Here is a 26,530-nt window from a genome sequence, read left to right on the forward strand (position 1 = left end):
AATTACTGAGGTCGGCCGTGTTAGTTAATTACAATCCCCCAATGAGTCCGTATTTGACCATACTGTACCAAGATGACGACTTGCTCATTGTTAATAAGCCAAGTGAGTTATTAACGGTTCCGGGTAAAGATCCAAAACATGCCGATAGTTTAATTAACCGCGTTAATCGCGTTTTTCCAACAGCTAAAATAGTTCATCGTTTAGATATGGCGACCTCAGGTATATTGTGTTTGGCAATGAATAAGGCGGCGCATAGGCATTTAAGTATGCAGTTTCAAGAACGCGAAACCGCAAAACGTTACATTGCACGCGTCTACGGTCAGCTTGAACACCCTAACGGTTCAGTAGATTTACCGCTTATTTGCGACTGGCCTAATCGCCCTAAACAAATGGTTGACCATGAAAGAGGTAAACCTTCGCTTACACATTATAAAATACTCACGCGCGAAGCTAATGCTACCCGCGTAGAGCTCACTCCAATAACAGGGCGTTCGCACCAATTACGTGTGCATATGTTAAGCCTTGGCCACCCTATTTTAGGTGATAGGTTATACGCCCATAAAGATGCACTCTCTGCTGCACCTCGCTTACAATTGCATGCGCAAATGCTTATATTAAAGCACCCTGTTACTGAGCAAGTACTTACTTTTGAAGCTGAGCCCGAATTTTAATAAGCTCAATGACTAACTAAATTATTAAACTTTTAGTTAACTAGGCCGATACTTAACTAATGGCTATTAGTTGAGTGTGTTATGGTTTTTTTGCAATTATTTAAAAAGATTTTGTGTTGCTTAGCGTTTAGCTGCGCAGTTTTTTTAGCTCTGCCTGCAACTGCGGTTGAGCATATTGCCCCTCCTGCACTTTCAAGTATTGAAAACAGCGATATAGAACGCCTACTCCCCAACGCTGAAATAAAACCAATTCTTGCTGGCGATACCGAATTTTTGAGCCTTTATAGCGAATATATGAGCAGCAATTTTAGAGGGGTTGTTTTACTTATTCCGGATTGGCATTCAGTCCCTACGAATAACTCAGGTATGAGCTTTCTTCGTAAAGAGCTTAACAACTTAGGTTACACAACCTACGCTATGACTGTGCCAGATATAGATTGGCAAGCAAAAAAAATGAAACCTGTTACACCAACTGACGCTGTAGAAACCCCAACCAGAGATGAGTCTAAAGGTGATGCTAATGAACCTGAGAAACAAAGCGCAGAGCCGCACTATGTAAATGCAATTGAGCCTGTAAATAATGATGTGCTTGATGACTACAAAACTAATTTAATACTACGCTACGAAGCGCTCTATCAAACAGCGATGGCTGAGCCCAGTAATATTGTTGTAATAGCCCAAGGAGCGAGTGCAGGCATGTTACTTGAGTATTATGCAGATTTCCCAGAGTCTAAAATTAATGCTTTTGTTAGTTTAAGCAGCTACTTACCGAATGCTCAACGCAATGAAGAGTTAAGCCAAGCAACATCGCTAGTAACCCCTGCGTTACTTGATATTTACTATGCAAATGACAGCACAGACATTTTAATGAGTCTTAAAAACCGCAAGCGATGGGTTAACCGAAACGCTAAGTTTGATTACCGTCAGCGCCAGCTTTTTGGTATGCGAAACGCCCCACAGCAGCACGCACGTTTAAGCAAAGAAATAGACGGGTTTTTACGCCGCCTTTTTTAAGTACTCGTAAGCTGCCTGTATGTCTTGGCTTTTTTTAACCGCAACTTCCATCATGTGCTTTGGTAACCCTTGCGACACCAGTTTATCAGGGTGATGCTGCGCCATTAATTTTCGGTATGCGACTTTAATATCTCGCGCAGTAGCGTCGCTATTTAACCCTAGTAACGCAAGTGCTTGTGAGCGGTTCATACTATTATCAGGCGGTACGTGATGCCCAGAACCTTCACGGTAACTACTACTTTGACCTTGTTGCTGTTGCTTGTAACGCTGCTGTTGCTGCCTAAAATTAAACTCAGCTTGGTAACGTTTTAAAACAAATGCAAAATGAGGTTTAGAAATACCTAACTGCTTACTTACCTGTGCTAATAACTGTTTTTCTTGCTCAGCTAATACACCATCAGAAAACGCCATTTGAATTTGTATCTCTAAAAACAGCTGCAATAAATCGTGGCGAGTGGTAAAGCGCTCCTTAAAATCGCTTACGGTTTCTTTTAAAGAGAAATCACTTTCTTTACCCGCTTGAAATGCATGTTGAGCTTCGCGACGTTCATCGCCTTTTAAGCCCATTTCATCCATAAATAAATTAGCTGCTTTTATATGTACTTCGCTTACACGGCCATTCGATTTTGCAATGTGCCCCATAACCGCAAAGCAACTTGAGAAGAATAAAGCTTGGCGTTCATGTACATCGTCGCCTTTAAATAAGCTTGAAAAGCCACCGGCTTTGTCAAAATCGTTTTTAAGGCTTTTATCAAATAAATGACCTAGGTATAAACCTAATATGGCACCAAAAATTTTGCCAAACATAAAGCCAAAACAAAAACCGAGAATTTTTCCCCACATTTATAATACTGCCTTTTTTAAATTAATATTTACTGCGCTTTTAAACGTTTGTTTAATTCATCCAAACGCGCTGGTGTGCCAATGTCATCCCATTGTCCAATATAGAGCTCAGTAGAGACTAAATGTTCATTTAACTTTTCACGTAATATTGGCCCTAAAGGCCGAACTCCTTGGGCTAATCCTTTAAAAAAGTCAGCCTGATATCGACTGATCCCTGAAAACGTATATTTTTGGCTCTCATCCGATAAGTGACTTAATGTAAAGTCGCCATCAGGGTTATGTGGCGGGTTTTCTATAAGCACTATGTGCGCCTCGCCAGGCTGTAAGTGAAGCTGCTTAAGCGCACTTACATCGTAATCGGTGTATACATCACCGTTTATAACAATGAACGAATCACCTAACATCGGTAACGCTTCAATAATACCGCCAGCAGTTTCAAGGCCGCCCTCAACCTCTTGGCTGTAATTTATAGACACACCAAATTGGCTGCCATCTTTAAAATAATCTTTAATTTTATCACCTTGCCAAGCGAGGTTTATTACAATGTCAGTAATACCCGCCGCCTTTAAATTATTTATATGGTGCTCAATAAGTGGTTTTTCAGCCACTTTTAACATTGGCTTTGGCATATTTTGCGTTAGCGGCATCATTCGCTTGCCGCGCCCTGCGGCTAAAATCATTGCTTTCATGTTCGCTCCGCAGCAAGTTGCTTTGTAACTTTTGGCACAATTGTATTCTTTATCCACTCACTTAAATCGCTAAGCTCTGGATAATATGCGGCTACTTCAACAATGTAATCGAGAGTTGGTAAAATATTATCTAAATAACCTGTTTTTGAATCCCGTAAATATAGCCGACAAAATATACCCGCAGCTTTTAAATGACGCTGAATACCGGTTAAATCAAACCAATATTTAAATTCACTAAAAGAGGTGTTTTTTATTAACCCTTGAGCGATAAATTCTTTATAAGCAAAATCAAGTAAGCTTGATAACTCACTTTCAGGTAGTTTGTAGTAGCAATCGCGCAATAGCGATACTAGGTCATAGCAAAGTGGGCCTTGTACGGCGTCTTGATAATCAATAATGGCCCACTGGCCGTTGCTATACATAATATTGCGGCTGTGATAATCGCGGTGAACAGTCACGGTAGGTTGTAAAAGCATAGCATTTGTAAGTAACTCGCAGCTTGAGTGCCACATTGCTACTTGCTCAGTAGTGAGTAATTCACTTATAAAATCACTCACTAACCATTGGCTAAATATGCCTAGCTCAAGTTGGATGAAATCTTTGCTATAAGCTTGCATGGCTGAAGCTGATGGCGTTTTTGCCCACTGCGCATTTAAGCTGATTAATGCCTTATAATGCTCTATTTTATTTTTGTCATCGAGCATATCGGCTAAGTGAGTAGACCCTAAATCGCTTAATATAAAAAAGCCTTGCTGCTCATCGCTTGCAATTATAGAAGGAAGCAAAAAGCCTTGCTCTGTAAACACCTTATTTAACGAAATATACGGCTCGTTATTTACTTTTTTTGGATCTGAGTCCATCACTATTAAATGCTTATTATCGTGATTTAGACGGTAATAACGACGAAAGCTCGCATCACCCGTAATGGCATTTAGAGTGTGCGATTTGGCATTAAGCTGTACGTTTATAAATTGTTGTAAATTCTCAAAGCGTGTCATTTTATAGTGATATCTATTTTTATAGGTCAATTACTGTATTTGCCATTATTTTCCTTTATTATGTGTAGATTATATTTAATCACACAGCATTAAGGTCAATAAATGAGCAAAACCTGGGGCATATTGATGCTAAGCGTAGTTAGCGCACCATCGCTTGCCGAAACTGAACTTGCACACAACTTGTGTGGCATTTCAATGCAAACCAGAGCTTGGCAACCACTTGAAGGCCTTAACCTTGGTGAAGTTGACATTCAAGCTGATGATGTCGAGCTACTTGGCACTCAAAGCGCTGAATTTACCGGCAATGTTGATATTAACACCCTTAAGATGAGTTTGTCCGCACAAACTGCGTTGATAGACAAACAGCGTGGGTTACTAAATGCAACAGGGCCAATTACTTATCAAGATTATGTTAGTAAGGTAAATAGCACCGGTTTAAACGCCGATTTAAATAATTCAGAAGTAAGTTTGTTAGGCGCCGATTACAGCCTGAGCGAACAACAAGGCAAAGGCGGCGCTGAAAAACTTACTGTTAATCAGTCTGGCTTATTGCTAATGAATGCAAGCTTTACTACCTGCCCAAGTGATACGCCAGTATGGGAAATAGAAGCCGATGAAATTAACCTCTCGCGAGAAGAAGGTTGGGGCGAAACCTACAACGCAGTTTTACGTATTTTAGATACACCTGTTTTATATTTACCGTATTTCACATTCCCATTAGATGAGCGCCGTAAATCGGGCTTACTTACACCGACTATTTCAAGTTCTGATAAATACGGCGTAGAAACCGTTACACCGTATTATTTAAATATTGCGCCTAACTTTGATGCCACCATCACCCCTCGCTATATGTCTAATAAAGGGCTGCAATTACAAACTGAGTTTAGATACCTAACTGAACAACATGAAGGTTTAGTGGGTGTTGAATATTTAGATAGCGATGACTCAGAGCCTGATTTAGAAGAGCGCTACATATTTCATTGGCAGCAGCAAAGTTACTTAGGTGAAAACTGGCGTGCGAATGTTGATGTAACTAACGTAAGTGATGATAACTACATAACTGACTTAGGTTCAAGTTACGCCAGTAAAACCGATACTCAGCTTTATCGTACAGGCTCGCTTACTCACTTAGGTGAGACATGGCGCACCGATATAAAAGTACAAAATTTCGAAGTACTCGGCGATCACTTAGAATCATACACGGCTGTACCGCAAATTAACTTTACTCAAACTGCTCCGTGGCGCTTTGACAACTTTGACTTTACGCTATCAGGCGAGATTAGCCATTTTACTAATGGCTCTTCAGAGGTAGATATAGATAGTGCAACACGCGTGCACATTGAGCCTAAAGCTCGCTATAACTATGCAACTCATGCGTGGTCTTTTTTATCTGAAGTGAGCTTATTACAAACTAACTATAAGCAAAATGGTAACTTAACCGGTACGCAATATAGCGATACAGTTTCTCGTACAATTCCTAAAGTACGCTTGTATTCTCAGCTTAATTTTGAGCGTGACGCGTCTTACTTTTTTGAAGACGGTATACAAACACTTGAGCCACAAATTCAGTATTTATATACCCCAAATAAAGATCAGTCAGACATAGGCTTATTTGATACCACCAAATTACAAGACGATTATTACGGCTTATTCAGAGACGTGCGCTTTTCAGGTGTTGACCGAATAGCGGCAGCTAATCAATTTACGTTAGGTGCAACAACTCGCTTGTTCGATAAAAAACAAGAAGAAGTGTTTAACTTCAGTGCAGGGCAAATCTTTTATTTAAGTGACGATGCAAAGCCTACAGAGCAAGGCTTAAACTCCGATACTAATTATAATGCACTATTTGCAGCACAAACCATGTTACATTGGCATCGCCGCTGGTATCTTGCTGGGGGCATTCAGTACGATACAGATGGCAAGCAAATGGTACAGTCTAATGTCACTCTTGATTACAAAGGTGATAATAATCAGCTAGTACAATTGAACCATCGCTATGCAAATGATGTCTCAGGAAATACAATCGAGCAAGCAGGTGTATTTACAAGTGTTCCTATTAGTGACGAATGGCAATTTATTGCAAGTTATCACCGAGACCTTGAAAATAATCGAAGCATCGAAGTATTGAGCGGATTTCAGTATGAATCATGCTGTTGGGCAATCCAAATTACTGGCCATCGCCAAATAGAAACTGATTTAAATCAGTTAATAGGGCAAGAACAAGCAACTTTTGATTCAGGTATTAGTTTGAATTTTGTATTAAAAGGACTTGGCAGTAAAAGCCGTTATGATGCACAAAAATTATTACAACAAGGTATTTTTGGCTATCGTAGACCGTATTTTCTTAATAACTAGTATCACAACAGTACTATTAGCAAGAGTAGTAAAAAGAATATGAATTTAAAAAAATTATTAACATCAGCAGTTTTAAGTGTCAGCCTTTGTCAAAGTGCAATGGCTGCACCAGTAGAAATTGATAAAGTTATAGGCGTTGTAAACCAAGGCGTAATTTTAAAAAGCGAAGTAGACACCATTATTGATCGTGTTAAAAAGCAAGCAGCAGAGCAAGGTCAACAACTTCCAAAAGACGAAACGCTTCGTGTACAAGCTGTAGAACGTTTAGTTAACCAAGCGCTTATGATGCAAATGGCTGAGCGAATGGGTCTACAAATCTCAGACAGCCAACTGGATCAAACACTTGCCAACATGGCTAAAGAGCAAGGCGGTACTATTGCTGATTTACGTCGTACTATTGAAGGTGCTGGTGAAAGCTTTCAAAGCTACCGCGAAGAAATTCGTAAAGAAATAACCACGCAACAAGTAACGCGAGCCAACGTTGATCGCCGTATTTATATCAGTGAGCAAGAAGTTGATAACCTTTTAAAAATTATGGAAACCCAAGGTCAAAGTGCTGAAGAGTACGACATTGGTCATATTTTAATTGATATCCCTAACGATGCTACCGCTGAAGAGATTACGAGTGCTAAAACACGTGCAGATAAAGTTATTGAGCTATTAAACGACGGCCAAGAATTTAAACGTATTGCAATTTCATCATCAAGCGGCTCTCAAGCACTTGAAGGTGGTCAGCTTGGTTATATGGGTATTAACGAAATGCCATCGCTTTTTGCTGAAGCTGTAAAAGGTAAAAAAACAGGCGCTATTGTTGGTCCTCTTCGTTCAGGCGCTGGTTTTCATATCATTAAAGTACAAGACGTACGTGGCCTACAAGTAGTCGAAACTACAGAGGTTCGTTCTCGTCACATTCTTATTAAACCATCGATTATTTTAAGCGAAGAAAAAGCACGCTCTATGCTTGCAGGTTTTGCAAAAGATTTGCGCGCAGGAACAGCTGACTTTGGCGAGCTAGCTAAAGAATACTCTGAAGATCCAGGCTCAGCACTTAAAGGTGGTGAATACGACTGGACTGATCCTACGACCTACGTACCCGCGTTTAAAGATACATTACTTTCTCTTAAGCAAGATGAAATAAGCGAACCGTTTAGAACGCAATTTGGTTGGCACATTGTTCAGCTACTAGGAAAACGCGTAGCTGATAAAACAGAGCTTGCTAAACGTAACCGTGCTCACGGCATGTTATTTAACCGTAAATTTAAGGAAGAAAGTTTCAACTGGCAGCAAGAAATGCGCGAGCAAGCTCACGTTGAAATTTTCCCAACAGAACAATAAATATGACCTTACGAATTGCTATTACCCCGGGTGAACCTGCCGGTATTGGCCCAGATTTGCTACTCACGCTTGCTCAGCAAGCGTGGGACGCTCAACTAGTAGCTATTGCTGATGGCAAACTATTGAAAGAGCGTGCAGAGCATTTAGGCTTAACAATAAACTTAATTGAATTTGATGAAGAAGCGCCTGCAATGGTAGCGCCTGCGGGCAGCTTATACATTCATCAAGTTGATTTAGGTGTAGATGTAGAGCTTGGCGTACTTGATGATGGTAACGGCCAATACGTACTAGATACCTTGCGCATAGCAAGCGAGAAAAACATGGACGGTAGCTTCGACGCCGTTGTTACAGGTCCTGTTCACAAAGGTATTATAAATAAAGCGGGTATTTCGTTCAGTGGCCACACTGAATATTTTGCACAGCAATCAAATACTGCCGATGTAGTAATGATGCTAGCAACTGAAGGTTTACGTGTTGCCCTTGTAACTACTCATATTCCACTTGCCTATGTATCTCGCGCTATTACACCAGAGCGTTTAACTAAAGTAGCAGGTATTTTAAACCACGACTTACAAACTAAGTTTGGTATAGAAAAACCACGTATTTTAGTGTGTGGTTTAAACCCACACGCAGGTGAAGATGGACATTTAGGCACTGAGGAAATAGAAACAATTACCCCAACGCTTGAACTGCTCAATAGCCAAGGCATGAACTTAATTGGTCCACTTCCAGCCGATACCCTGTTTCAAGATAAATATCTATCTGAAGCCGATGCTGTGCTTGCTATGTATCACGATCAGGGATTACCTGTGCTAAAATACAAGGGATTTGGTAAATCGGTAAATATTACCTTAGGCTTACCATTTATCCGCACCTCAGTTGACCACGGTACTGCACTCGATTTAGCAGGCACTGGAACCGCTGATGTTGGCAGTTTTGAATTAGCGATCCGCGAAGCAATTAAGCTCGCCCAAGAAAAAGCACAGAATCAATGACCGATAAAGTACATTTAGGACACCGCGCCCGTAAACGTTTTGGACAAAACTTTTTATTTGATGAATCTATCATCGATAAAATAGTCACCGCGATAGATCCTAAACCAGAAGACAACTTAGTAGAAATAGGCCCAGGCCTTGGCGCTATTACTGAGCCTGTGGCTGATTTAAGCGGCCATTTAACGGTTGTTGAACTAGACAAAGATTTGGCACAACGTTTAATTGAGCACCCATTTTTAGGTCCTAAATTAACGGTAAACCAAGGCGATGCAATGAAGTTTGACTTTGCAAGCCTGGTACGTGACGACAAAAAATTAAAAGTGTTTGGTAACTTACCTTACAATATTTCTACGCCTTTGCTATTTCATCTTTTTGAATTTGCTGACCATATTGAGCACATGCACTTTATGCTTCAAAAAGAAGTCGTTAAGCGCATGGTAGCTGGCCCTGGCAGTAAAACATTTGGCCGCTTAAGTGTTATGACGCAGTATTACTGTAATGCAATGCCTGTAGTTGAAGTACCGCCAGAGTGCTTTAAACCTGCTCCAAAGGTTGATTCGGCAGTTATTCGCTTAATCCCTAAAAAAGCAGAGCAACGTACAGCTAAAAGCGTGAAAATTTTAAACACAGTATGTTTAGAAGCATTTAACCAACGTCGTAAAACATTACGAAATAGTTTAGGTAATTTACTAACAGCTGATGAGCTTACAAGCATTGGTATAGATATTACTCTTCGTGCTGAAAGCCTATCGTTACAACAATTTATTGATATAGCTAACTGGATTTATGACAACAAGCAGTAATATAGGATCGCCTGTAAAGGTATCTGTAGAAACATTTTACGTAGAAGGTCAGTCTCAACCTGAGCTTGAAAAATACGTATTTGCTTACTCAGTAACAATTAAAAATCATAGCCTTTGTAGTGCCAAGCTACTGAGCCGTTATTGGTTAATCACTGATGCAAACGGCAAAGAAGTCGAAGTTGAAGGTGAAGGTGTTGTAGGCGAAATGCCAGACATTGGCCCTGGCGAAAGCTATAAATACACCAGTGGTGCAATTTTAGATACGCCAGTGGGTACAATGCAGGGTCATTACACATTACGTAACGAGTTTGGCTCTGAGTTTCAGGCACCTATTAATGTGTTTCGCCTGGCCTGCCCTAACATTTTACATTAAGTGTATCGATGGCCGATTACGCAATAGGTGATTTACAAGGGTGTTTTAGTGAATTTAACACCCTTTTACAACGCGTTAATTTTAACCCAAGCCAAGATCACTTATATTTAGTTGGCGATGTAGTAGCCAGAGGGCCAGACTCTCTTGCTTGCCTAGATCACATTTACAAACACCAAGATAGTATGACTATCACTTTAGGTAATCACGACCTTCATATGGTTGCCTGTTATTACCTTAACAAATCAATTAATCCTAAAGACAAGTTAGGCCCTATATTTGAAAGCCCTTTCCTTGCTCGCTACATTTCTTTTTTACAAACTCAGCCATTAGCAATAGAGCTAAAACAATATAATTGTTTTATTTCTCATGCAGGGTTAAACCCTGATTGGACAATAAACAATGCGCTAAGGTACGCCGAATTTGCAAAAAGCTGTTACCAATCAAGTAATGCCAAACTATTTTTTGAGCGTATGTATCAGCCTCATCCTGGTAAATTTTCAAGCGAGCTCGATGATTTTGAAAAGTTTAGATACATAGTCAATTATTTTACTCGCATGCGTTTTTTAACTGCTAATAATCAATTAGAGCTTAATGCAAAAGGTGCAATAACTGATAGTCGCGAGCTAACGCCATGGTTTAAACACCCAAATATAGTAAATGCGAAGCACGATATTATTTTTGGCCACTGGGCTGCGCTTGAAGGTAAAACAGCAAACCCATGTATTCATGCCTTAGATACTGGCTGTGTGTGGGGGGGCAGTATGACCCTTATGGAGCTGAGTAATAAAAAATTAATTGTAGAAAAATCCCACCTTTTGTCTAAATAAACTGAAATAAACTAATACATCTGTTAGATTTATCAATTAAAAGTTAAAATTAGTTAAAGTAATTGATTTTAATTGCTTAACTTATTGGTACAAACGCCGATAAGATTTAATTGAAGTATTTTTGAGTGGAAAACTTATGAACCTAACAGTAAGCCAACGTATTTGGGGTGGTTTTATATTTATTACCCTTTTACTACTAATAATTGGTGGTAACTCCTTAATAAAAATAGCAAATATCGATCGCTCTACTCAAAAAGTGAATCAACTATCACTTCCAGCATTAAATAAGAGTTCAGAGTTACAAGCTGAATTTATTTTAATGAGTAAAGCCGCTCAAGCTAGCTTTTACACTTCATCAGCTAAAGAATTAGAACCAATAAAAAAACAAGTTAATGAACAAAAGCAGCTATTTAATACACTTCATCGTGAACTTCAAGAAGTAGTTAAAAACGATACCGCTCTGAATCAAAGTAGCCAAAACGTAGAAAAAACTTACCTAAGCTTTTTAAGCACAGTAGAAAGCTTACTAACGGATAAAAGCAAACAACTTGCACTAAATAAAGCCTTAACCGCACAACTTGAAAATATAGAGCTAAGTGCTGAAGACGCTAACTCGGTCGTATTAGATATTATTGATATTGATGGATTTGAGCAAAACCACCCCCGTGCTTATCAAGCTGCAAACAACTTAGAAAACAACTTCATGTCGGTCGTAAGTAACAGCACCGATATGCTAACTGTAAAAACACTCAGTACGCTCGATATTGTTAAAAATGAGCAAACTTATTACCTTGATGAAGTTACCCGTACACTTGCTCTTATTAAACCAGCAATAGAACAATCACATAGTGACTTGTACACAAGCCTTAAAGAATATGTTGATACGTTAGAGAGCAACATAAAAGGTAACAATGGATTAGCCGCTAACAAAAAGCGCTTAATTGATGCGATTACACTGACCGAAGCCGAGCTTGCTCAATCAGAACAAGCAACAAAAATGGCACTTAATCAAATTGATGAGCTTGTAAAGCAAGCCAGTGATGTTGCGTTTAAATTACAGCAAGGCGTTCGTAGCGACGTTGACTCAGCTAACTTATGGACATGGGTAGGTATGATAATAGCTACATTACTTGCTATTGCCATAGCCATTATTACAGTAAGCCGTATTACTAAACCACTCGCTGAAGTTAACCGTATTTTAGACATTGTAGCTAGCGGCGATATGACCCAACGCTTAGACGATAGTGCTAAAGATGAGTTTGGCGAACTATCTAAAAGCTGTAATACCTTAATAGACAGCCTACGCAGCTTAATTAAAGGTATTATTTCTCGCTCAACCCAACTTGCTGCGGCATCAGAGCAAACCTCTGCAATTACTGCTGAGTCAAGCCAAGCAATTCGTAACCAGCAAGCACAAGTAGAACAAGCAGCTACGGCAACCACTGAAATGAGCAGTACTTCACAAACAGTAAGTGGCAGTGCTCAACAAGCTCTAAGCGAAATTAAAAATGCCGATAAAGAAGCCGAACGCGTTAAAGGTATTTCAAACCAAAATAAAGCAACTATTGAGCAACTAGCACGCGAAGTAGATGATGCGTCGCAAGTTATAAATAAACTACACCAAGATAGCGCATCAATTGGTAGTATTTTAGATGTTATACGCGGTATTGCTGACCAAACTAACTTACTTGCACTTAATGCCGCTATTGAAGCTGCACGTGCGGGTGAATACGGCCGAGGCTTTGCCGTTGTAGCAGACGAAGTGCGCTCTTTAGCAAGCAAAACACAAGAGTCGACCCAAGAGATACAATCGATGATTGAATCGCTACAAACAGGCGCAGAGGCTGCTGTAACAGCAATGGGTAAAGGTAAGCAACGTGCGGTATCGTGTGTTGAACAAACAGACCTAGCAAGTAGCGCGCTTGACTCAATTACTTTTGCGGTTTCACAAGCGCATGATGTAAGTGAAGAAATATCAACAGCAGCACTAGAGCAACAACAAGTAGCGCAAGAGATTAGCGAACGTTTAGAGTCGATTGTAGCGATTGCAGAGCAAACTGCTGAAGGCGCAAACCAAACGAACATTTCAAGCTCTGAAGTTGCAAAACTTGCTGAAGAGCTACGTTTATCAGTAGACGAATTTAAAGTTTAATGTCAATTCACTTAATTAAATGATCTATTTTGAGGCTGGAAAAGCGTGTTGATAGCTAGGCAAAAAATTCGCTATTGAGTTGTTCTCGGCAATTGTTCCTGCATTGCTCTACCTTCTGCATCCATGCAGTCTTTTAATGCAGGTAGCAGCACGTTTAGCCCCGCAAAATGATTAAGTATTATTGCGGATTGGTATAAAACGCTTTATAGATAATAAAACCCCGTTAGCACTATGTGCTAACGGGGTTTTCTTTAGAGCATTAAAAAGTAAAGGTAGTTACTTTTGGCAATTTGAACAAAAAACGGTGCTACGCTGCCCCAGTCTTATTTCTTCTAACTCATTATCACACGTTAAACAGGGCTTTCCTTTTCGCCCATACACTAATAACTCTTGTGCAAAATAGCCTGGCTTACCATCACTTTGTGCAAAATCTTTAAGGGTTGTACCACCTTGAGTTATAGCGGCCGCAAGCGTGTCTTTTATTATTGGGATAAGCGCTTGATAGCGTTTAAGAGAAACCTTCCCAGCTTCGCGTTTTGGATGTATCCCTGCTTTAAACAATGACTCGTTAGCGTAAATATTTCCTACACCAACAACCACGGCGTTATCCATAATAAACTGTTTAACAGGTACTTTTTTATTGCGTGACTGCTCGTACACCCGCTTTGCAAAAAAATCATCAGTAAGAGGCTCAGGCCCAAGCTTTGAAAGCAACTTATGTACTTCGCCAGGCTCTTGCCATAAGCAGCAACCAAAACGGCGTGGATCGTTTAAGCGCAGCGCCTTATTATTTCCAAATACAAACTCTACATGGTCGTGCTTTTTTAAAGGCTCGCTTTTATCTACAACCCGTAAGTTGCCCGACATACCTAAATGTAAAATAGTGCTACCAAGCTCACAATGCAGTAATAAATATTTTGCACGGCGCTCAATACTAGTAACAGTTAACCCTTCTAGCTGGTAAACATCATCAGGTACAGGCCAGCGCATACTGGCATTATAAATATTGACCTTAGTTACAACCTGGTTTTTTATATGGGGGGTGATCCCCATACGGCTCACTTCTACCTCTGGTAATTCAGGCATTAATTAGACTCACTTTGTGAAAAATCAAAACTTGGAAACAACTGCTGTGCAGTACTTAAATCAAGAGCGAGTATTCGCTGGCTATTTTTTTCTAGCAAATAATATTGCCCAGATCCTTTATAAAGCAAGTAAACCCAAGGAAGGCTCTCGCCCGCAAGCTCAAAGGTGGCAACATATAAAGGTGAATTAGGATTAAAAACCACTGATTCATTTACACCCATTAGCTGCGCGTTTTGCCAATAGCTAACTAAATCTTTAAGTTGCTGCTCAGTTGCCTGCCAAATAAGCGGCGCATCTTTTTGTAGTGGTGTTGTTCGCCAGCTAGTACCTATACGTTCAATTTTTTGATCAACGAACTTAAGTGTTAATACAAAACTTTGCTCAGGAAGCACTGCTTGTAATGCTGGTTTATCCTCCCCTCCCAAAAATTGCTTATGCCAGCCATTTAAAAAGAAGATCATAATCAACATTGAAAAAATTATAACGTTGTTCCAACCTTTACGGCCCAGTCGCATATTTATACACCTAGTAAATTCAAGATTTTAAAGTGTAACTAAAACTTAATTGCACTGTCTATATGTTAAAGGGCGTAGACTTTGTTAGAATATCGGCAAATTTAAAGGAGTTCCGTCAATGTCTATGTATGTAGTGGGCCATAAAATCCCAGATTCAGATTCTATTTGTGGTGCAATTGCACTGGCTTATTTAAAAAACCAAATCGATGAGCCGGCAATACCAACTCGTCTTGGTGAAGTTTCACCAGAAACTCAATTTATCCTTGATAAATTTGGCTTCGAAGCACCTGAGCTTAAATTAAGCTACGCGGGCGAAGATGTGTATATTGTGGATCACACAGAAAAAACACAAGCACCTGATGATATCGACCAAGCCCGTGTTGTTGGCGTGGTAGATCACCATAAATTAGGTGACTTAACATCATCTACCCCGCTTGAATGCTGGATCCGTCCTGTTGGCTGTTCAAACACCATTATTAAAATGATGTACGATTTTTACAGCGTAGAAATCCCTAAGGACATCGCAGGTATTATGATGTGTGCAATTTTAAGCGACACCGTAATATTTAAATCACCTACATGTACCACTGCCGATATTAAATGTGTTGAAGCACTTGCTGAAATTGCGGGTGTTGAAGACTTTAAAGAACTAGGCATGGATATGTTCCGCGTTAAGTCTGCAGTAGAAGATACACCTGCACGTGACTTAGTTATGCGTGACTTTAAAGATTTCAACATGAACGGTAACCTAGTAGGTATTGGCCAACTAGAAGTAATCGACCTTGCTGTGTTTGACGATATTAAAGCTGACCTTGAAGCTGATATTGCAAAACTTAAAACTGAAGGTAATCGTCACTCTGTATTTTTACTGCTTACCGATATCATGAAAGAAGGCTCAGAGATGCTAATTGTATCTGACGATGCAAGCCTAGTTGAGCAGGCTTACGGCGTAAAACCAGAAAATGATAAAGTATGGTTAAACGGCGTATTAAGCCGTAAAAAGCAAGTAGTACCACCACTACAAGATGCGTTTGCTAAAGCCTAATAGCTTTACTAAATAACACTAAAAAGCCGATAGTGCATATGCATTATCGGCTTTTTGTTTTTAAGCTTACGCTTACAGTACCAAATCGCTAAATTAAGCGATTTATTAAAGATAAGAAAACGCTACAAACACAGCTCTCTAAAAGGCAATGTGGCTGCGCCTATCGACACTGGAAAATTATCAATATTAGACACCACCAGCTTAGGCATTGGGCGTTTGGCCCCTCGTCTAAATTGCGCGTAAACCTCTGTGCGGGCTATTACTTTTTCAGCCAGCTCTTTAGGTATATGGCCGCCAATAATAATCGCTTCTGCATCTAATAGCGCTGAGCAACAAGTTGCCACTAAATCAAACGAGTCTTGAACTTTAAATAGCCACTCTTCAACGCCTGGCCATTCTGGGTCAAAGTTATCGTGTAGGTCGTAAATTGAATTAACCGCAACGCCATTTTTTTTCAAAATACGTTTTAGTAACTCTAAATTAGGATGAGCATATAGCTTAGGCGGTAGCATATCGCCAAGCTCGCCAGCGTTACCGTAAGTACCACGCAGTACGTCGCCGTTATTAACTATACCGCCACCAAATGCGGCCGATACAAACATATATACAAAGTTTTTATATTCACGGCCAATACCTGCAACGCCCTCGCCTGCAGCTGCGCCTGTGGCGTCGTTAACCACCCAAGTAGGTAACTGAAAATGCTGCGATACAATATCGATAATATCAACTTGCGACCACTCTTCTAGCATATGGTGGGTATTCATTTTACCGTCCATAGAACTAAAAAAGCCTGAAATACCCACGCCCATACCCAGTATTTTATCGCTTGGAATATCGCGTTCTGCGCTTATATCATCCACCAGCTTTTGCGCGCATTTAAGCACGTTATTAATGCTCATATCCGACATTAGCTGCATGTGGGTGTAAACCACTTTGCCAGTAAAATCCATAACCGCAAGTGAAATGGCATCAAGCAAAATAGCTAAACCAAAGGTAAACCCGTAATCAGGGTTTAGCGCAATGCCAAACCCAGGTTTGCCTTTTTTATTAGGAATGAGCGTATCGGTTTGCACTATTACGCCGTGCTGGGTTAACGACTTAAGTAAACGCGAGACAGTTTGCTGCGGAATTCGGGTGGCGCTCACAATATGGCTTTGTGTTACGCATTGCTCCCAAAACACCACTTTAATAATATCACGCTCAATGTCTTGAAAAAGCTTATCGCCTTTTCCAAGCTCAAAACCTGAGCGTAATAAGTTACTGTTATTTAGCGAAAACATAGCTATTAACCCTAATAAAATTGGAGCACAAGATTACGTTAAACCACTATAAAGAACAAGTACGGCGCAGCGCCTACTCAATCACAATGACTCTAAAATCGTTAACGTTAGTGTTTGTTGGCCCAGTAATAATTAAATCATCAATGGCTTTAAAAAACTGATGGCTATTATGACCTTGTAACTGCGCTTGTAAGTTCTCGCCGGCGGCTTGTGCGCGAGCAATCGTACTGCTATCTATATACGCGCCAGCAACGTCTTTACTACCATCAACGCCGTCGGTATCGCACGCTATTGCGTAAATACCGGCTTCGCCATTTAGCGCATCAGCCAGTGCCATTAAATACTCTTGATTAGGGCCGCCATCGCCGTATACATCGGCAACAGTTACTGTAAGCTCGCCACCTGAGAACAACATAACGCGCTTACCTTGCGCTTTTTGCTCAAGAGCAATTTTAGCATGTGCGCGGGCAACGTCTTTTGCCTCTCCTTGAATATCGTATCCAAGTACTTGCGTATCCCAACCTTGATGCTGTGCTACATTTATTGCGCTATCAATGGCGTGCTGCGCATTAGCTACAATAAAGTGCTCTCCCACTGTATCGGCTGCACGCGCTTGCTCAGGTTTTAGTAAATGAGCTTCAATCTCGCTTATGACTGGCCAATTATACTTTTGTAAAATAGCCAGTGCATCAGCTTTAGTGCTGCCATCGCTAATAGTGGGGCCTGAGGCAATATCGCTTGGCTTATCGCCTACTACATCAGAAATAATCAGCGTTACATAATCCGATTCAGCCGCTTGCGCTAACTTACCGCCTTTAACAAGCGAGAGTTGTTTGCGCACAACATTAATTTCATCAACACTTGCACCACTTTTAAGTAAAAACTGATTAAGTGCCTGCTTTTGCGCAAACGGTACATCATCTACCGGTAAGCACATAAGCGACGAGCCACCACCTGATATAATAAACAAAATAGGAATATCGGCAGGGTTATTTTTTACAAGCTCTAACAGTGCTTTGCCTGCAGCTAAGCTGTTATCATCTGGTGTTGGATGGTTAGCGCTCAGTACTTTTATGCGCCCAGTATCGCCAGCACTTTCGTAGCCATAACGTGTCACTACAGCGCCAAAGCATTTATCACCATAAAAGCGATTGACCTCAGCGGCCATTTCTGCGGCCGCTTTACCTGCACCTACTACACATAAGCCATTGCTGGCATCTATATTTTTTAAGTACTTGCTCATGCAAGCACTCGGTTTACAGGCATTTACCGCAGTGGTAAATAAATCGATTAAAAACGACTTGTTAGCATCCATTAGTCAAAGCTCACGAAAAAATTGAAGGAATAGCAAGGCACATTAATATCATCACTACAAACATGCTCAGCAGCATAACGATATCTTTACCGGTTAAAATAGAGTTTGAGGTTGTCTCAGCGTTTTGCGCTTTAGCGACTTCGTTTACTTCACGCGGAATAACGCGGCTGGTTACATAAATAATAATTGCAGTGCTTACAAAGCCAATAAAGTTCCACCAAAACCAAAATACATCAGGCGCAAATATCGACACAAACAAGTTAATTAGTACACCACTAATTAAACCTATATTTGCATGTAGTGCTGCACTTCGCTTACTTAACACTGCGATTAAAAATACCGCGAGTATTGGGCCATAAAATAGTGAGCCCACTTTGTTAATTGCTTCAATAATCGTGGGCGCTATGTCACCAGCAAAAAGTGATAACACAAGAGTAATTGCGCCCCACGCTAAGCCTAAGTACTTAGCCAGTTTTAAATACGTTGGTTGGTCTAGCTCTTTATTAGAAATACGGCTGTAATCTTCAATACTGACCGCCGAAAGCGAGTTAATAGCTGAGCTAAGTGACGACATAGCCGCCGATAAAATAGCTACAACTAATAAACCAATTAGGCCATGCGGCAAGTAATCTAAAATAAATATTGGCATCATCCAATCTGGGTTATCGGCTGGAATTTTTGCTAAAAAGTCAGGATTAGTCATAGCCAGTGTGCCTACAATTAAACCCGACACACAATATAAAATAGTAATAGGAAAACGCACGACCCCGTTGGCTAAAATCATGTAGCGCAAGTTTTTAGGATCTTTTGCACTAAGCGCACGCTGTGCTTGTGTTTGGTCACACCCGTAGTACGAAGCGTAAAGTACCACACCACCAAAAATCATAGGTAAAAAGCCAAAGCCGTCACCACTAAAGCCAAACGAATCAAGCTTTATAGCTTCTAATCGGCTCGAATCAACATTAGCAATAAAGGTATCAACACCACCTAAGTGATAAAGCCCAAAGCCAATACAGGCAATGGTACCCAGTACAATGATGATCATTTGAATGGCATCACCATATACAACCGCTTTCATACCACCTTGTAGTGAATATAAAACAGTTATAACGCCGGTAAGCACAATGGCCTGCCACGCTTCTATGCCCATGGTGCCTTGTAAAATAAGCGATACGGCATAAATCATAATACCGGTGGCAAATGCGCGGCTAAACTGAAATACCACACTAATAAGCACACGGGTTGAGCGGCCAAAACGCATTTCTAAGTAATCGTAAATACTGACAATGCCGCTCTTATAAAGCTTAGGTAAAATAGTCGCTAAAATTAAAATCATCGCCAGCGGTACACCTAACTCATACGAGAGCCATTGCATACCACCGCCTTCACGCAAACCAACAAATGCAGGAGCCGAAATAAAGCTAATAGCCGAAAGCTGAGTGGCCATTACCGACAAAGCCAGCGGTTTCCACCCTAAGCTTTTGCCTCCTAAAAAGTAATCACTTTTATTGGTTTGTTCGCGTAGCATAAACCCCATTACCAATAAGGCACCAAGGTAGAGAGCAACTATTGAAAAATCTAATATATTCATAATTATTTCGCGTATTCAAAATAAGAAAACACAGCGCCTTCTCAAAAATAAAAAACCAAATTTGCTATTTGCTTACTTCTATAAAAGTAGCGTCAAAAAACAAGCCTATAGCTAACTTAGCTGAAAAATGCATCACAATGCAAAAAGCCTATTAACCAAAAAGTAGGTTAATAGGCATAAAGCATTTATTTAAAAGTCGTATTTAACTCTTAATGTAACGCGTCGTGGGAGAATTGGGCGACCTACAAAATACGGGTTATCTGACGTTTGACTATTACCTAAACGCGGCGAGCCTTCGGTTACACCATCAGAGTCAAACAAGTTAAATACCCCTACGCTTAAGCGTACTGTTTGCTCTGGTGCAATTTGCCAGTTATAACCTGCATCAAATCTAAATAAGTGAAATGAATCAAGCTCTACCGAGTTTGAGTCGTTAGCATAGTTTTTACCGGTAAAGTTGTGGTAAATCGATGCATCCCAGTTATCTGCGGTGTAACTAATAGATGAGTTAAATAATATTTTTGGTTTACGACGTAACTCGTTACCAATAATAGAAGGGTCTGAGTCAAACTCAGTAAATTCGTGGTCGGTGTAGGTCATGTTGGCATCAACAGCCCACTCGTCTGTAATATCGTAACGACCAGTAAGCTCCACACCCGTTGCTTTGGTCGATTGCATAACTGGCAGCTCTAATACGCCCCCGTTACCATCGTTTACAAAGTCTACGCTGCGTCTATCTTTTAAATCGGTTCTAAATAAAGCAATGCTACCGCTAAAGTCGTTATCAAAAAACTTAACACCTAGCTCACCTTGTTCAACAATTTCGGCTTCGTAGCTGGCAGGCTCGCCTAAATCGTTAAACTGAATACCTCTAATTTCTGGGAAGAAAAACCCGCGAGATGCATTAGCATATACATTTAAATTATCAGTTAAGCGATATAACGCCGCACCCGATACTGCAAATTCAGAGGTGTCTACTTCACCGTAAGTCATTACACCACTGCCCGTAGTGTTAACTTGTAAATTAGGGGCAAGCATTGGGTCATCAGAAATCTGAACTACTTGGCTGCCTTCACGGCTAATTTTGCCGTCAATTTCTTCATAACGTACACCAAAGTCGATAATCCAATCATCGCTTTCCATTTGATCCGCTATATAAAGTGCACGGCGCGTAGCGCTAATAGTTTGGTTAGTGTATGAAATACCAGGCCCACTAATGCCATTTTGTGTGTACTGAACAACATCGCCGTCGGCATTGGTGTACGTTAAATCCACCAGCTCAGGGTTATTGTTAAACTCCCCTAAGTAGGTGGTAATAACGTTATCGTCATCGGCTTCACTGTGTGAAAAAAACGTACCTACCGTAATATCATGGCTAAAATCGCCAACAAAAATACTTTTAATAACATTAAACTCGGCAGAAAAATCTTCTGCTGGGCGATCGCGGTCTAAAATACGGTTAGCAAATAGTAAGTCATCACTTGCAAGTGCCTGACCCGATGCGGTGTAAGTAAACGCTGCACCACTTGCATCGCCTAAACCACGGTTAGCTAAAAAGTCTTCTTGGCTCTCAGGGACGTTAATAATACCGTCGCCATCTAAAAATAGGTTAAATTCGTGCTGGTACTTTGCGTATTTGCTGCGCATGTTAATTGCAAAGTCGTTGGCTAGCTCTTTTTCAAATACAACTGAAATAGAACCACCTTTAGTAACCACACCATCGCTAATTGGCGATTCATGACGACCATTTGCAGTGTCATAGGTAAGGTTAGATACATTGGCAGTTTGTAGTGACTCCACTTCGCTGCCATCGTTACCACTTAAACGCTCGCGGCTATCGCCATCAAGCGGAATAGGAAGGTAAAACTGCGCTTGATCGTCAATGTATTGGCCATAAACCGTAAATGAGCCTGAGCCGTCATCAAATTCTTTACGAATATTACCGCGAAGCTGAGTACCTTTAGTCTCAAGTCCTGTATCTAACGGGCCCTCGTCGTAACGGTAAAAACCCGATAGCGCATAGTAAAGGCCATCTTCGTTAAGCGGCCCGCTTGTAGCAAAGTCTAAACGAGTACGCCCCTGATCAGATAGCTCCATTTGCACGGTACTTTGCGGATCATCACTGCCCGTTTTAGAAATGTAGTTAATAATACCCGCTACAGAGCCTTGGCCAAATAAGTTAGATACACCGCCACGTACAAACTCTACACGCTCAATGCCTAAGTCATTACGGTAGTAAACATCAAATGCCGACGAGTTTAAGCCAAAAACACTCAAACTAGGTGAACCATCATACGATAAAGGCGTAAACTGAAACTGACCCGACGAAGGCAAGCCCCTTACTTGTAGGTTTGTTGCAACCTCACCACCGCCCCCTTCTACTTTAATACCTGGGATGTAACGGAGTACATCTGCTTGGCTGCTTGATGAAAGCTTTACTAATTCGTCTTCGCTAATTGAGGTTACAGATTGTGGAGTATCTGAAATTACACGTCCTTTACTGGTACCAGAGACGATAATACGCTCAACGTTATTAGCTTTTTTTGCTGTATCTGGCGCAGACTCTTCTGCGGCAAACGCGCCCTGTGTGAGGCATAAAGATACAATAGAGGCGATCGTTGTTTTATTCACGGGTATTCTCCAATTGTGCTAGTTGTCTGTGTGTATTTACTTAGAGTGTGGCTAAGTAAAGTAGAAATAATCAAGATATACATGTTAGTTTTTTGTTACTTCGAACAGGATTTAAGCACAGAAAAAAAACATTTACAACCCATAATGAGTGCTTTAATATTATCCGAATTGAAAATAACACACAAAGAGCACCCAATATGACTACTATAAACAGCAGTAAAATTGATGCAGTCACTGCTGCATCACTTGCAGACCTTGCTACTAAAACACTTATAGCAAACGATTTAGGTGGCTATACAGTACCAACTCATGGCCTTTACCCGTTTCAATGGAACTGGGATTCAGCAATAACTGCGCTAGGTTGGATGAAGTCTGATGAGGGGCGTGCGTGGCAAGAAATTGATGTGTTATTTTCAGGTCAGTGGGATGACGGCATGGTGCCACATATCTTATTTCATAAAGATGCCGACACGTATTTCCCAGGTCCTGATGTGTGGGGCTCAGACAAAAAAATTAAAAGTACGTCTATTTCACAGCCACCCGTTGTGGCCACAGTAATGAAAGAAATGCTTGCAAGCGCACAAGATAAAACCCTTGCAGAGCAAAAAGTTAAGTCATTATTCTCAAAAGTTGTTGATTACCATTTATGGTGGTACAACGACCGCGATCCTGAAAATACAGGTTTAGTAGTGACTTACCATCCGTGGGAGTCGGGCATGGATAACAGCCCATCATGGGATGACGCGCTCCAAGCCGTGCCATGTGTTGATTGGGAGTACACTCGTCGTGATACAAGCCATGTAGATTCATCGCAGCGCCCACATAAAAGTGAGTACGACCGCTTTTTATACCTAGTAGACTTTTTTAAGCGTAACAACTTTGACAGCAAAGTGATTTACGAGACCAGCCCTTACAAAATGAACGACCTAGGTATTATTGCTATTTTACATCGTGCCACAAAAGATTTACTCGAAATGGGTGAACAACTTGGTTTAAGCGATGCACGCACTGATTATTTAGCCCAGCGTGCTGAGCTTACACAACAATCAATTAACACTTTGTGGTGTGAGCAGAGCCAGTATTTTTACTGTAAAGACGTGCTAACAAATAGCCTAGCTAAAGTTAAAACCTCAGCAGCACTATTAACTGTTTATGCTGGTTTAACATCTGACGAGCAAACTCAGATTATTAATACCGCAACTGAAGACTTTATTGAGTCTAGCCAATTTAGTGTGGCATCTACCCACCCTAAAGAAGAAAAGTACGAACCACAACGCTACTGGCGCGGCCCTATTTGGTTACACATTAACTGGATGATAGCCACAGGCCTAAAAGAAGCAGGCTTTGTGAAAACTGCTGAAAAAATTCAGGATGACACCCGCGACTTAGTGCTTAAATCGGGTTACTACGAATACTTTAACCCAGAAACTGGCGCAGGCTGTGGTGGTAAAGACTTCTCATGGACAGCAGCAATTGCACTGCATTGGCTACTTGATTAATAACTAAGGCAACATCATGAAACACACAATATGTTTTGGTGAAGTACTGGTTGATTTACTCTCAGATAAATTAAGTCAAAATAACAGCGAGCACGAAGCATTTACTAAATTTGCAGGTGGTGCACCTGCAAACGTAAGCGTAGCCATTGCAAAGCTAGGTGGTAACGCTTACTTTGCGGGCATGCTGAGCACCGACAGTTTTGGCAGTTTTTTACATAACGCTTTAAAAGAGCAAGGTGTAAAAACCCACTTTATGCGCTTTACAAACCAAGCTAAAACCGCCCTTGCGTTTGTATCGCTTGATAACGACGGCGACCGTACGTTTGAGTTTTACCGTGATAACACCGCCGACCTACACTTTAGTAATGATGACTTTAGCAGTGAATGGTTTGAGCAATGCGACATATTTCATATTTGCTCAAACACCTTAACCGACGAGCACATACGTAAAACAACTGCTTACGGTGTTGAGTTTGCCAAACAAAATAACGCGATTGTCAGTTTTGACATTAACTTGCGCCTAAACTTATGGCCAAGTAATGCCAACCCGCGAGAGCATATTTTACCCTTGCTAAAACACTGCTCTATTATTAAAGCCTCAAAAGAAGAACTTGAGTATTTAGCCGGTGAGCAAACGGGTGAAGAATTTATTGCCCACACACTTAATAACGGTTGTGAGTTATTTGTAGTAACTGATGCAGGCAATCCAATGCACTGGTATACCAAAAATGCCAAGCAAACGCTTATTCCAAAAAAAGTAACTATGGTTGATGCCACCGCCGCAGGTGATGCATTTGTAGGTGGGTTACTGTATCAGCTAGGCTTACAAAATTTAACGCCTGCAAGTTTTAACGGGCTTTGCGACAAACCCGATACGCTAACAACTATATTTGAATTTGCTTCGTTATGTGGTGCACATGCCGCATCTTACAAAGGAGCGTTTACCTCCTTACCTAACGAAAAATCGCTTAACGATTTTAGGAGCGCACTATGAGCCACACACCTGACAACTTTAAAAGCCGAGAGTTTTTAACGCAGCACATTGCCGATACACTGGCGTTTTATGAGCCAAACATTGACGATGAGCACGGCGGCTTTTACCAAAATTTTTCAGATAATGGTGAGGTGTTTGATAAGCAAACTCGCCATTTAGTAAGCTCTACCCGCTTTGTATTTAATTATGCACGCGCGTACCAAACCTTTAAAGACGAAAAGTACCTTACCCGTGTTAAATCGGGTATTGAGTTTATTCGTAAGCATCATTTTGTTGAGCAAACCGGTGGCTACAATTGGCTGTTAAAAGTAGCCGATGGTAAAGCCACGGTGCTTGATAACACAAACCACTGTTATGGTTTTGCATTTGTTATTTTAGCCTACAGCTGGGCCTACCGCGCAGGCGTTACAGAGGCACGTGAATACCTAAACGATACATTTCAAACAATGGAAACGCATTTTTGGGATGCCAAAGCGGGTTTATATAAAGATCAGCACAACAGTGACTTTACTCAGTGCGATGCGTATCGCGGGCAAAACGCCAATATGCATACGTGCGAAGCACTTATTGCCGCTTATGAAGCAACTCAAGATGAGCTATTTTTAAATCGCGCGCTCACACTTGCCGATAACATGGTTAATCGCCAAGCTAATTTAATGGGTGGGCTTATTTGGGAACACTACGATATAAACTGGCAGGTTGATTTAGAGTACAACAAAAACGACCCTAAAAATTTATTTCGCCCGTGGGGTTTTCAACCTGGTCACCAAACCGAGTGGTCAAAATTGCTGATGTTTTTAAATAAGCATAAGCCACAAGCTTGGCTTGTAGAGCGAGCTAAAGCCTTATTTGATAACTCAATAGATGTTGCGTGGGATAAACAACACGGCGGTATTTGTTATGGATTTGCGCCAGATAAAAGCATATGTGATGACGACAAGTACTTTTGGGTACAAGCCGAAACACTGTGTTGTGCAGCGTACCTTTATGAAACCACAGGTGATGAAAAATACCAGCAATGGTATGACAAAATTTGGCAGTATTCATGGCAGCACTTAGTTGATCATCAATACGGTGCGTGGTTTAGAATTTTAACCGTAGATAACAAAAAAATGGATACCGAAAAAAGCCCTATTGGTAAAACTGATTACCACACTATGGGTGCCTGCTTTGATGTGTTGGCGTTATTAAAATAACAAAAAAGTAGTTATATTTTGTTGTGTAGACCTTTTAACCGCCACTTTGGCGGTTTTTTTTGCCTAATTGCTAGGGCGTGTTGATCTTTGCGGATTGAAATTTGTTCAATCTAGGGGCGATTAAATCGCGGCGCGAGGTTTGTAACCTAGTGGGCTAAGTAAAAACCGAGCAACAAAGAGTTTATCGCCCCTAGGCAGAACCCGAAGGGCAGCGCATGTTTGGCATTTATGCTGCGTTATCGCCTATTTATGTGGAATAACCACACTTCATAAGCTCTGCCTTGCCTTAAAACCAAACATACTGCTGCAAATTCAACTATCAA

At 40.8% G+C, this 26,530-nt stretch carries 22 protein-coding genes; 13 read left to right on the forward strand and 9 right to left on the reverse strand.

Annotation, left to right across the window (positions count from 1 at the left end; all coding sequences use genetic code 11):
• Positions 1-17: 17 nt before the first annotated feature.
• Together rluA and CWC11_RS07725 are read left to right on the forward strand one after the other, a co-directional pair.
• Positions 18-671, forward strand: a complete 654-nt coding sequence (gene rluA, locus CWC11_RS07720) for a bifunctional tRNA pseudouridine(32) synthase/23S rRNA pseudouridine(746) synthase RluA (protein WP_138682217.1) — start codon at positions 18-20, stop codon at positions 669-671.
• An 81-nt stretch (positions 672-752) separates the two neighbouring features.
• The gene (locus tag CWC11_RS07725; RefSeq protein WP_138682218.1) at positions 753-1,685 is read left to right on the forward strand and encodes a DUF3530 family protein; all 933 of its coding nucleotides are present in this window, start codon (positions 753-755) and stop codon (positions 1,683-1,685) included.
• Here the strand turns inward: CWC11_RS07725 and djlA are convergent.
• Genes djlA through CWC11_RS07740 form a run of 3 tightly spaced genes read right to left on the reverse strand, consistent with a single transcriptional unit; the run spans position 1,668 to position 4,215 of the window.
• Positions 1,668-2,528, reverse strand: coding sequence for a co-chaperone DjlA (djlA, locus tag CWC11_RS07730; RefSeq protein ID WP_058549440.1), 861 nt, complete (start codon positions 2,526-2,528; stop codon positions 1,668-1,670). The genes CWC11_RS07725 and djlA overlap by 18 nt on opposite strands.
• 29 nt (positions 2,529-2,557) lie before the next feature.
• Positions 2,558-3,217, reverse strand: a complete 660-nt coding sequence (murU, locus tag CWC11_RS07735) for an N-acetylmuramate alpha-1-phosphate uridylyltransferase MurU (protein WP_138682219.1) — start codon at positions 3,215-3,217, stop codon at positions 2,558-2,560.
• Positions 3,214-4,215, reverse strand: a complete 1,002-nt coding sequence (locus CWC11_RS07740; RefSeq protein ID WP_138682220.1) for an aminoglycoside phosphotransferase family protein — start codon at positions 4,213-4,215, stop codon at positions 3,214-3,216. Before CWC11_RS07740 ends, murU begins: the two co-directional genes overlap by 4 nt.
• Positions 4,216-4,317: 102 nt before the next feature.
• On the opposite strand from CWC11_RS07740, the gene lptD reads away from it, so the two are divergent.
• From lptD to CWC11_RS07775, 7 genes are all read left to right on the forward strand, one after another.
• Positions 4,318-6,570, forward strand: coding sequence for an LPS assembly protein LptD (lptD, locus tag CWC11_RS07745; protein ID WP_058549437.1), 2,253 nt, complete (start codon positions 4,318-4,320; stop codon positions 6,568-6,570).
• 39 nt (positions 6,571-6,609) lie between these two features.
• On the forward strand, positions 6,610-7,905 hold the full coding sequence (surA, locus tag CWC11_RS07750; RefSeq protein WP_138682221.1) for a peptidylprolyl isomerase SurA: 1,296 nt from the start codon (positions 6,610-6,612) through the stop codon (positions 7,903-7,905).
• Positions 7,906-7,907: 2 nt separating this feature from the next.
• Positions 7,908-8,900, forward strand: a complete 993-nt coding sequence (pdxA, locus tag CWC11_RS07755) for a 4-hydroxythreonine-4-phosphate dehydrogenase PdxA (RefSeq protein WP_058549435.1) — start codon at positions 7,908-7,910, stop codon at positions 8,898-8,900.
• The gene (gene rsmA, locus CWC11_RS07760) at positions 8,897-9,703 is read left to right on the forward strand and encodes a 16S rRNA (adenine(1518)-N(6)/adenine(1519)-N(6))-dimethyltransferase RsmA (RefSeq protein WP_058549434.1); all 807 of its coding nucleotides are present in this window, start codon (positions 8,897-8,899) and stop codon (positions 9,701-9,703) included. The genes pdxA and rsmA overlap by 4 nt, the downstream gene beginning before the upstream one ends.
• Positions 9,687-10,076 (forward strand): Co2+/Mg2+ efflux facilitator ApaG/CorD, encoded by a 390-nt coding sequence (gene apaG, locus CWC11_RS07765; protein WP_058549433.1) that lies wholly within the window; start codon positions 9,687-9,689, stop codon positions 10,074-10,076. The genes rsmA and apaG overlap by 17 nt, the downstream gene beginning before the upstream one ends.
• An 8-nt stretch (positions 10,077-10,084) precedes the next feature.
• On the forward strand, positions 10,085-10,903 hold the full coding sequence (locus CWC11_RS07770; RefSeq protein ID WP_138682222.1) for a symmetrical bis(5'-nucleosyl)-tetraphosphatase: 819 nt from the start codon (positions 10,085-10,087) through the stop codon (positions 10,901-10,903).
• Between the two features lie 136 nt (positions 10,904-11,039).
• Positions 11,040-13,055 (forward strand): methyl-accepting chemotaxis protein, encoded by a 2,016-nt coding sequence (locus tag CWC11_RS07775; RefSeq protein WP_138682223.1) that lies wholly within the window; start codon positions 11,040-11,042, stop codon positions 13,053-13,055.
• A gap of 276 nt (positions 13,056-13,331) precedes the next feature.
• Here the strand turns inward: CWC11_RS07775 and mutM are convergent, their stop codons facing one another.
• A complete protein-coding gene (mutM, locus tag CWC11_RS07780; RefSeq protein ID WP_138682224.1) occupies positions 13,332-14,141 on the reverse strand; it encodes a bifunctional DNA-formamidopyrimidine glycosylase/DNA-(apurinic or apyrimidinic site) lyase in 810 nt (269 codons plus the stop codon).
• Entirely contained in the window at positions 14,141-14,656 is a 516-nt protein-coding gene (locus CWC11_RS07785; protein ID WP_138682225.1) for a hypothetical protein, read from the reverse strand. The genes mutM and CWC11_RS07785 overlap by 1 nt, the downstream gene beginning before the upstream one ends.
• Before the next feature lie 118 nt (positions 14,657-14,774).
• On the opposite strand from CWC11_RS07785, the gene CWC11_RS07790 reads away from it, so the two are divergent.
• On the forward strand, positions 14,775-15,701 hold the full coding sequence (locus CWC11_RS07790; RefSeq protein ID WP_138682226.1) for a manganese-dependent inorganic pyrophosphatase: 927 nt from the start codon (positions 14,775-14,777) through the stop codon (positions 15,699-15,701).
• Positions 15,702-15,823: 122 nt separating this feature from the next.
• On the opposite strand, the gene CWC11_RS07795 is transcribed toward CWC11_RS07790, so the two are convergent.
• The 4 genes from CWC11_RS07795 to CWC11_RS07810 all read right to left on the reverse strand — a co-directional run bounded on the left by CWC11_RS07795 (position 15,824) and on the right by CWC11_RS07810 (position 22,518).
• On the reverse strand, positions 15,824-16,981 hold the full coding sequence (locus CWC11_RS07795; RefSeq protein ID WP_138682227.1) for an ROK family transcriptional regulator: 1,158 nt from the start codon (positions 16,979-16,981) through the stop codon (positions 15,824-15,826).
• A 73-nt stretch (positions 16,982-17,054) separates the two neighbouring features.
• Entirely contained in the window at positions 17,055-18,296 is a 1,242-nt protein-coding gene (locus tag CWC11_RS07800) for a glycerate kinase type-2 family protein (RefSeq protein WP_138682228.1), read from the reverse strand.
• 10 nt (positions 18,297-18,306) lie between these two features.
• Positions 18,307-19,887, reverse strand: coding sequence for a sodium:solute symporter family protein (locus tag CWC11_RS07805; protein WP_138682229.1), 1,581 nt, complete (start codon positions 19,885-19,887; stop codon positions 18,307-18,309).
• A gap of 189 nt (positions 19,888-20,076) precedes the next feature.
• Positions 20,077-22,518: a TonB-dependent receptor gene (locus tag CWC11_RS07810; RefSeq protein WP_138682230.1), complete on the reverse strand. Its 2,442-nt coding sequence runs from the start codon at positions 22,516-22,518 to the stop codon at positions 20,077-20,079.
• Positions 22,519-22,715: 197 nt separating this feature from the next.
• Here CWC11_RS07810 and CWC11_RS07815 point away from each other — a divergent pair, with 197 nt between their 5' ends.
• The 3 genes from CWC11_RS07815 to CWC11_RS07825 are packed head-to-tail and all read left to right on the forward strand — an operon-like array spanning position 22,716 to position 26,207.
• Entirely contained in the window at positions 22,716-24,017 is a 1,302-nt protein-coding gene (locus CWC11_RS07815) for an MGH1-like glycoside hydrolase domain-containing protein (RefSeq protein WP_138682231.1), read from the forward strand.
• Positions 24,018-24,033: 16 nt separating this feature from the next.
• Entirely contained in the window at positions 24,034-25,011 is a 978-nt protein-coding gene (locus CWC11_RS07820; RefSeq protein ID WP_138682232.1) for a carbohydrate kinase family protein, read from the forward strand.
• The gene (locus CWC11_RS07825) at positions 25,008-26,207 is read left to right on the forward strand and encodes an AGE family epimerase/isomerase (RefSeq protein WP_138682233.1); all 1,200 of its coding nucleotides are present in this window, start codon (positions 25,008-25,010) and stop codon (positions 26,205-26,207) included. Before CWC11_RS07820 ends, CWC11_RS07825 begins: the two co-directional genes overlap by 4 nt.
• The last annotated feature ends 323 nt before the right edge of the window (positions 26,208-26,530 follow it).

Origin of the sequence: Pseudoalteromonas sp. S3178, from assembly GCF_005886985.1 — a bacterium.
Classification (GTDB): domain Bacteria; phylum Pseudomonadota; class Gammaproteobacteria; order Enterobacterales; family Alteromonadaceae; genus Pseudoalteromonas; species Pseudoalteromonas carrageenovora.

Coding starts and splice junctions, on each gene's coding strand:
- surA (WP_138682221.1), top strand. CDS start 6,610: ATGAATTTAAAAAAATTATTAACATCAGCAGTTTTAAGTGTCAGCCTT.
- CWC11_RS07800 (WP_138682228.1), bottom strand. CDS start 18,296: ATGGATGCTAACAAGTCGTTTTTAATCGATTTATTTACCACTGCGGTA.
- CWC11_RS07770 (WP_138682222.1), top strand. CDS start 10,085: ATGGCCGATTACGCAATAGGTGATTTACAAGGGTGTTTTAGTGAATTT.
- CWC11_RS07815 (WP_138682231.1), top strand. CDS start 22,716: ATGACTACTATAAACAGCAGTAAAATTGATGCAGTCACTGCTGCATCA.
- rsmA (WP_058549434.1), top strand. CDS start 8,897: ATGACCGATAAAGTACATTTAGGACACCGCGCCCGTAAACGTTTTGGA.
- CWC11_RS07740 (WP_138682220.1), bottom strand. CDS start 4,215: ATGACACGCTTTGAGAATTTACAACAATTTATAAACGTACAGCTTAAT.
- CWC11_RS07790 (WP_138682226.1), top strand. CDS start 14,775: ATGTCTATGTATGTAGTGGGCCATAAAATCCCAGATTCAGATTCTATT.
- CWC11_RS07825 (WP_138682233.1), top strand. CDS start 25,008: ATGAGCCACACACCTGACAACTTTAAAAGCCGAGAGTTTTTAACGCAG.
- CWC11_RS07805 (WP_138682229.1), bottom strand. CDS start 19,887: ATGAATATATTAGATTTTTCAATAGTTGCTCTCTACCTTGGTGCCTTA.
- CWC11_RS07725 (WP_138682218.1), top strand. CDS start 753: ATGGTTTTTTTGCAATTATTTAAAAAGATTTTGTGTTGCTTAGCGTTT.
- CWC11_RS07795 (WP_138682227.1), bottom strand. CDS start 16,981: ATGTTTTCGCTAAATAACAGTAACTTATTACGCTCAGGTTTTGAGCTT.
- pdxA (WP_058549435.1), top strand. CDS start 7,908: ATGACCTTACGAATTGCTATTACCCCGGGTGAACCTGCCGGTATTGGC.
- CWC11_RS07775 (WP_138682223.1), top strand. CDS start 11,040: ATGAACCTAACAGTAAGCCAACGTATTTGGGGTGGTTTTATATTTATT.
- CWC11_RS07820 (WP_138682232.1), top strand. CDS start 24,034: ATGAAACACACAATATGTTTTGGTGAAGTACTGGTTGATTTACTCTCA.
- mutM (WP_138682224.1), bottom strand. CDS start 14,141: ATGCCTGAATTACCAGAGGTAGAAGTGAGCCGTATGGGGATCACCCCC.
- apaG (WP_058549433.1), top strand. CDS start 9,687: ATGACAACAAGCAGTAATATAGGATCGCCTGTAAAGGTATCTGTAGAA.
- murU (WP_138682219.1), bottom strand. CDS start 3,217: ATGAAAGCAATGATTTTAGCCGCAGGGCGCGGCAAGCGAATGATGCCG.
- CWC11_RS07785 (WP_138682225.1), bottom strand. CDS start 14,656: ATGCGACTGGGCCGTAAAGGTTGGAACAACGTTATAATTTTTTCAATG.
- djlA (WP_058549440.1), bottom strand. CDS start 2,528: ATGTGGGGAAAAATTCTCGGTTTTTGTTTTGGCTTTATGTTTGGCAAA.
- lptD (WP_058549437.1), top strand. CDS start 4,318: ATGAGCAAAACCTGGGGCATATTGATGCTAAGCGTAGTTAGCGCACCA.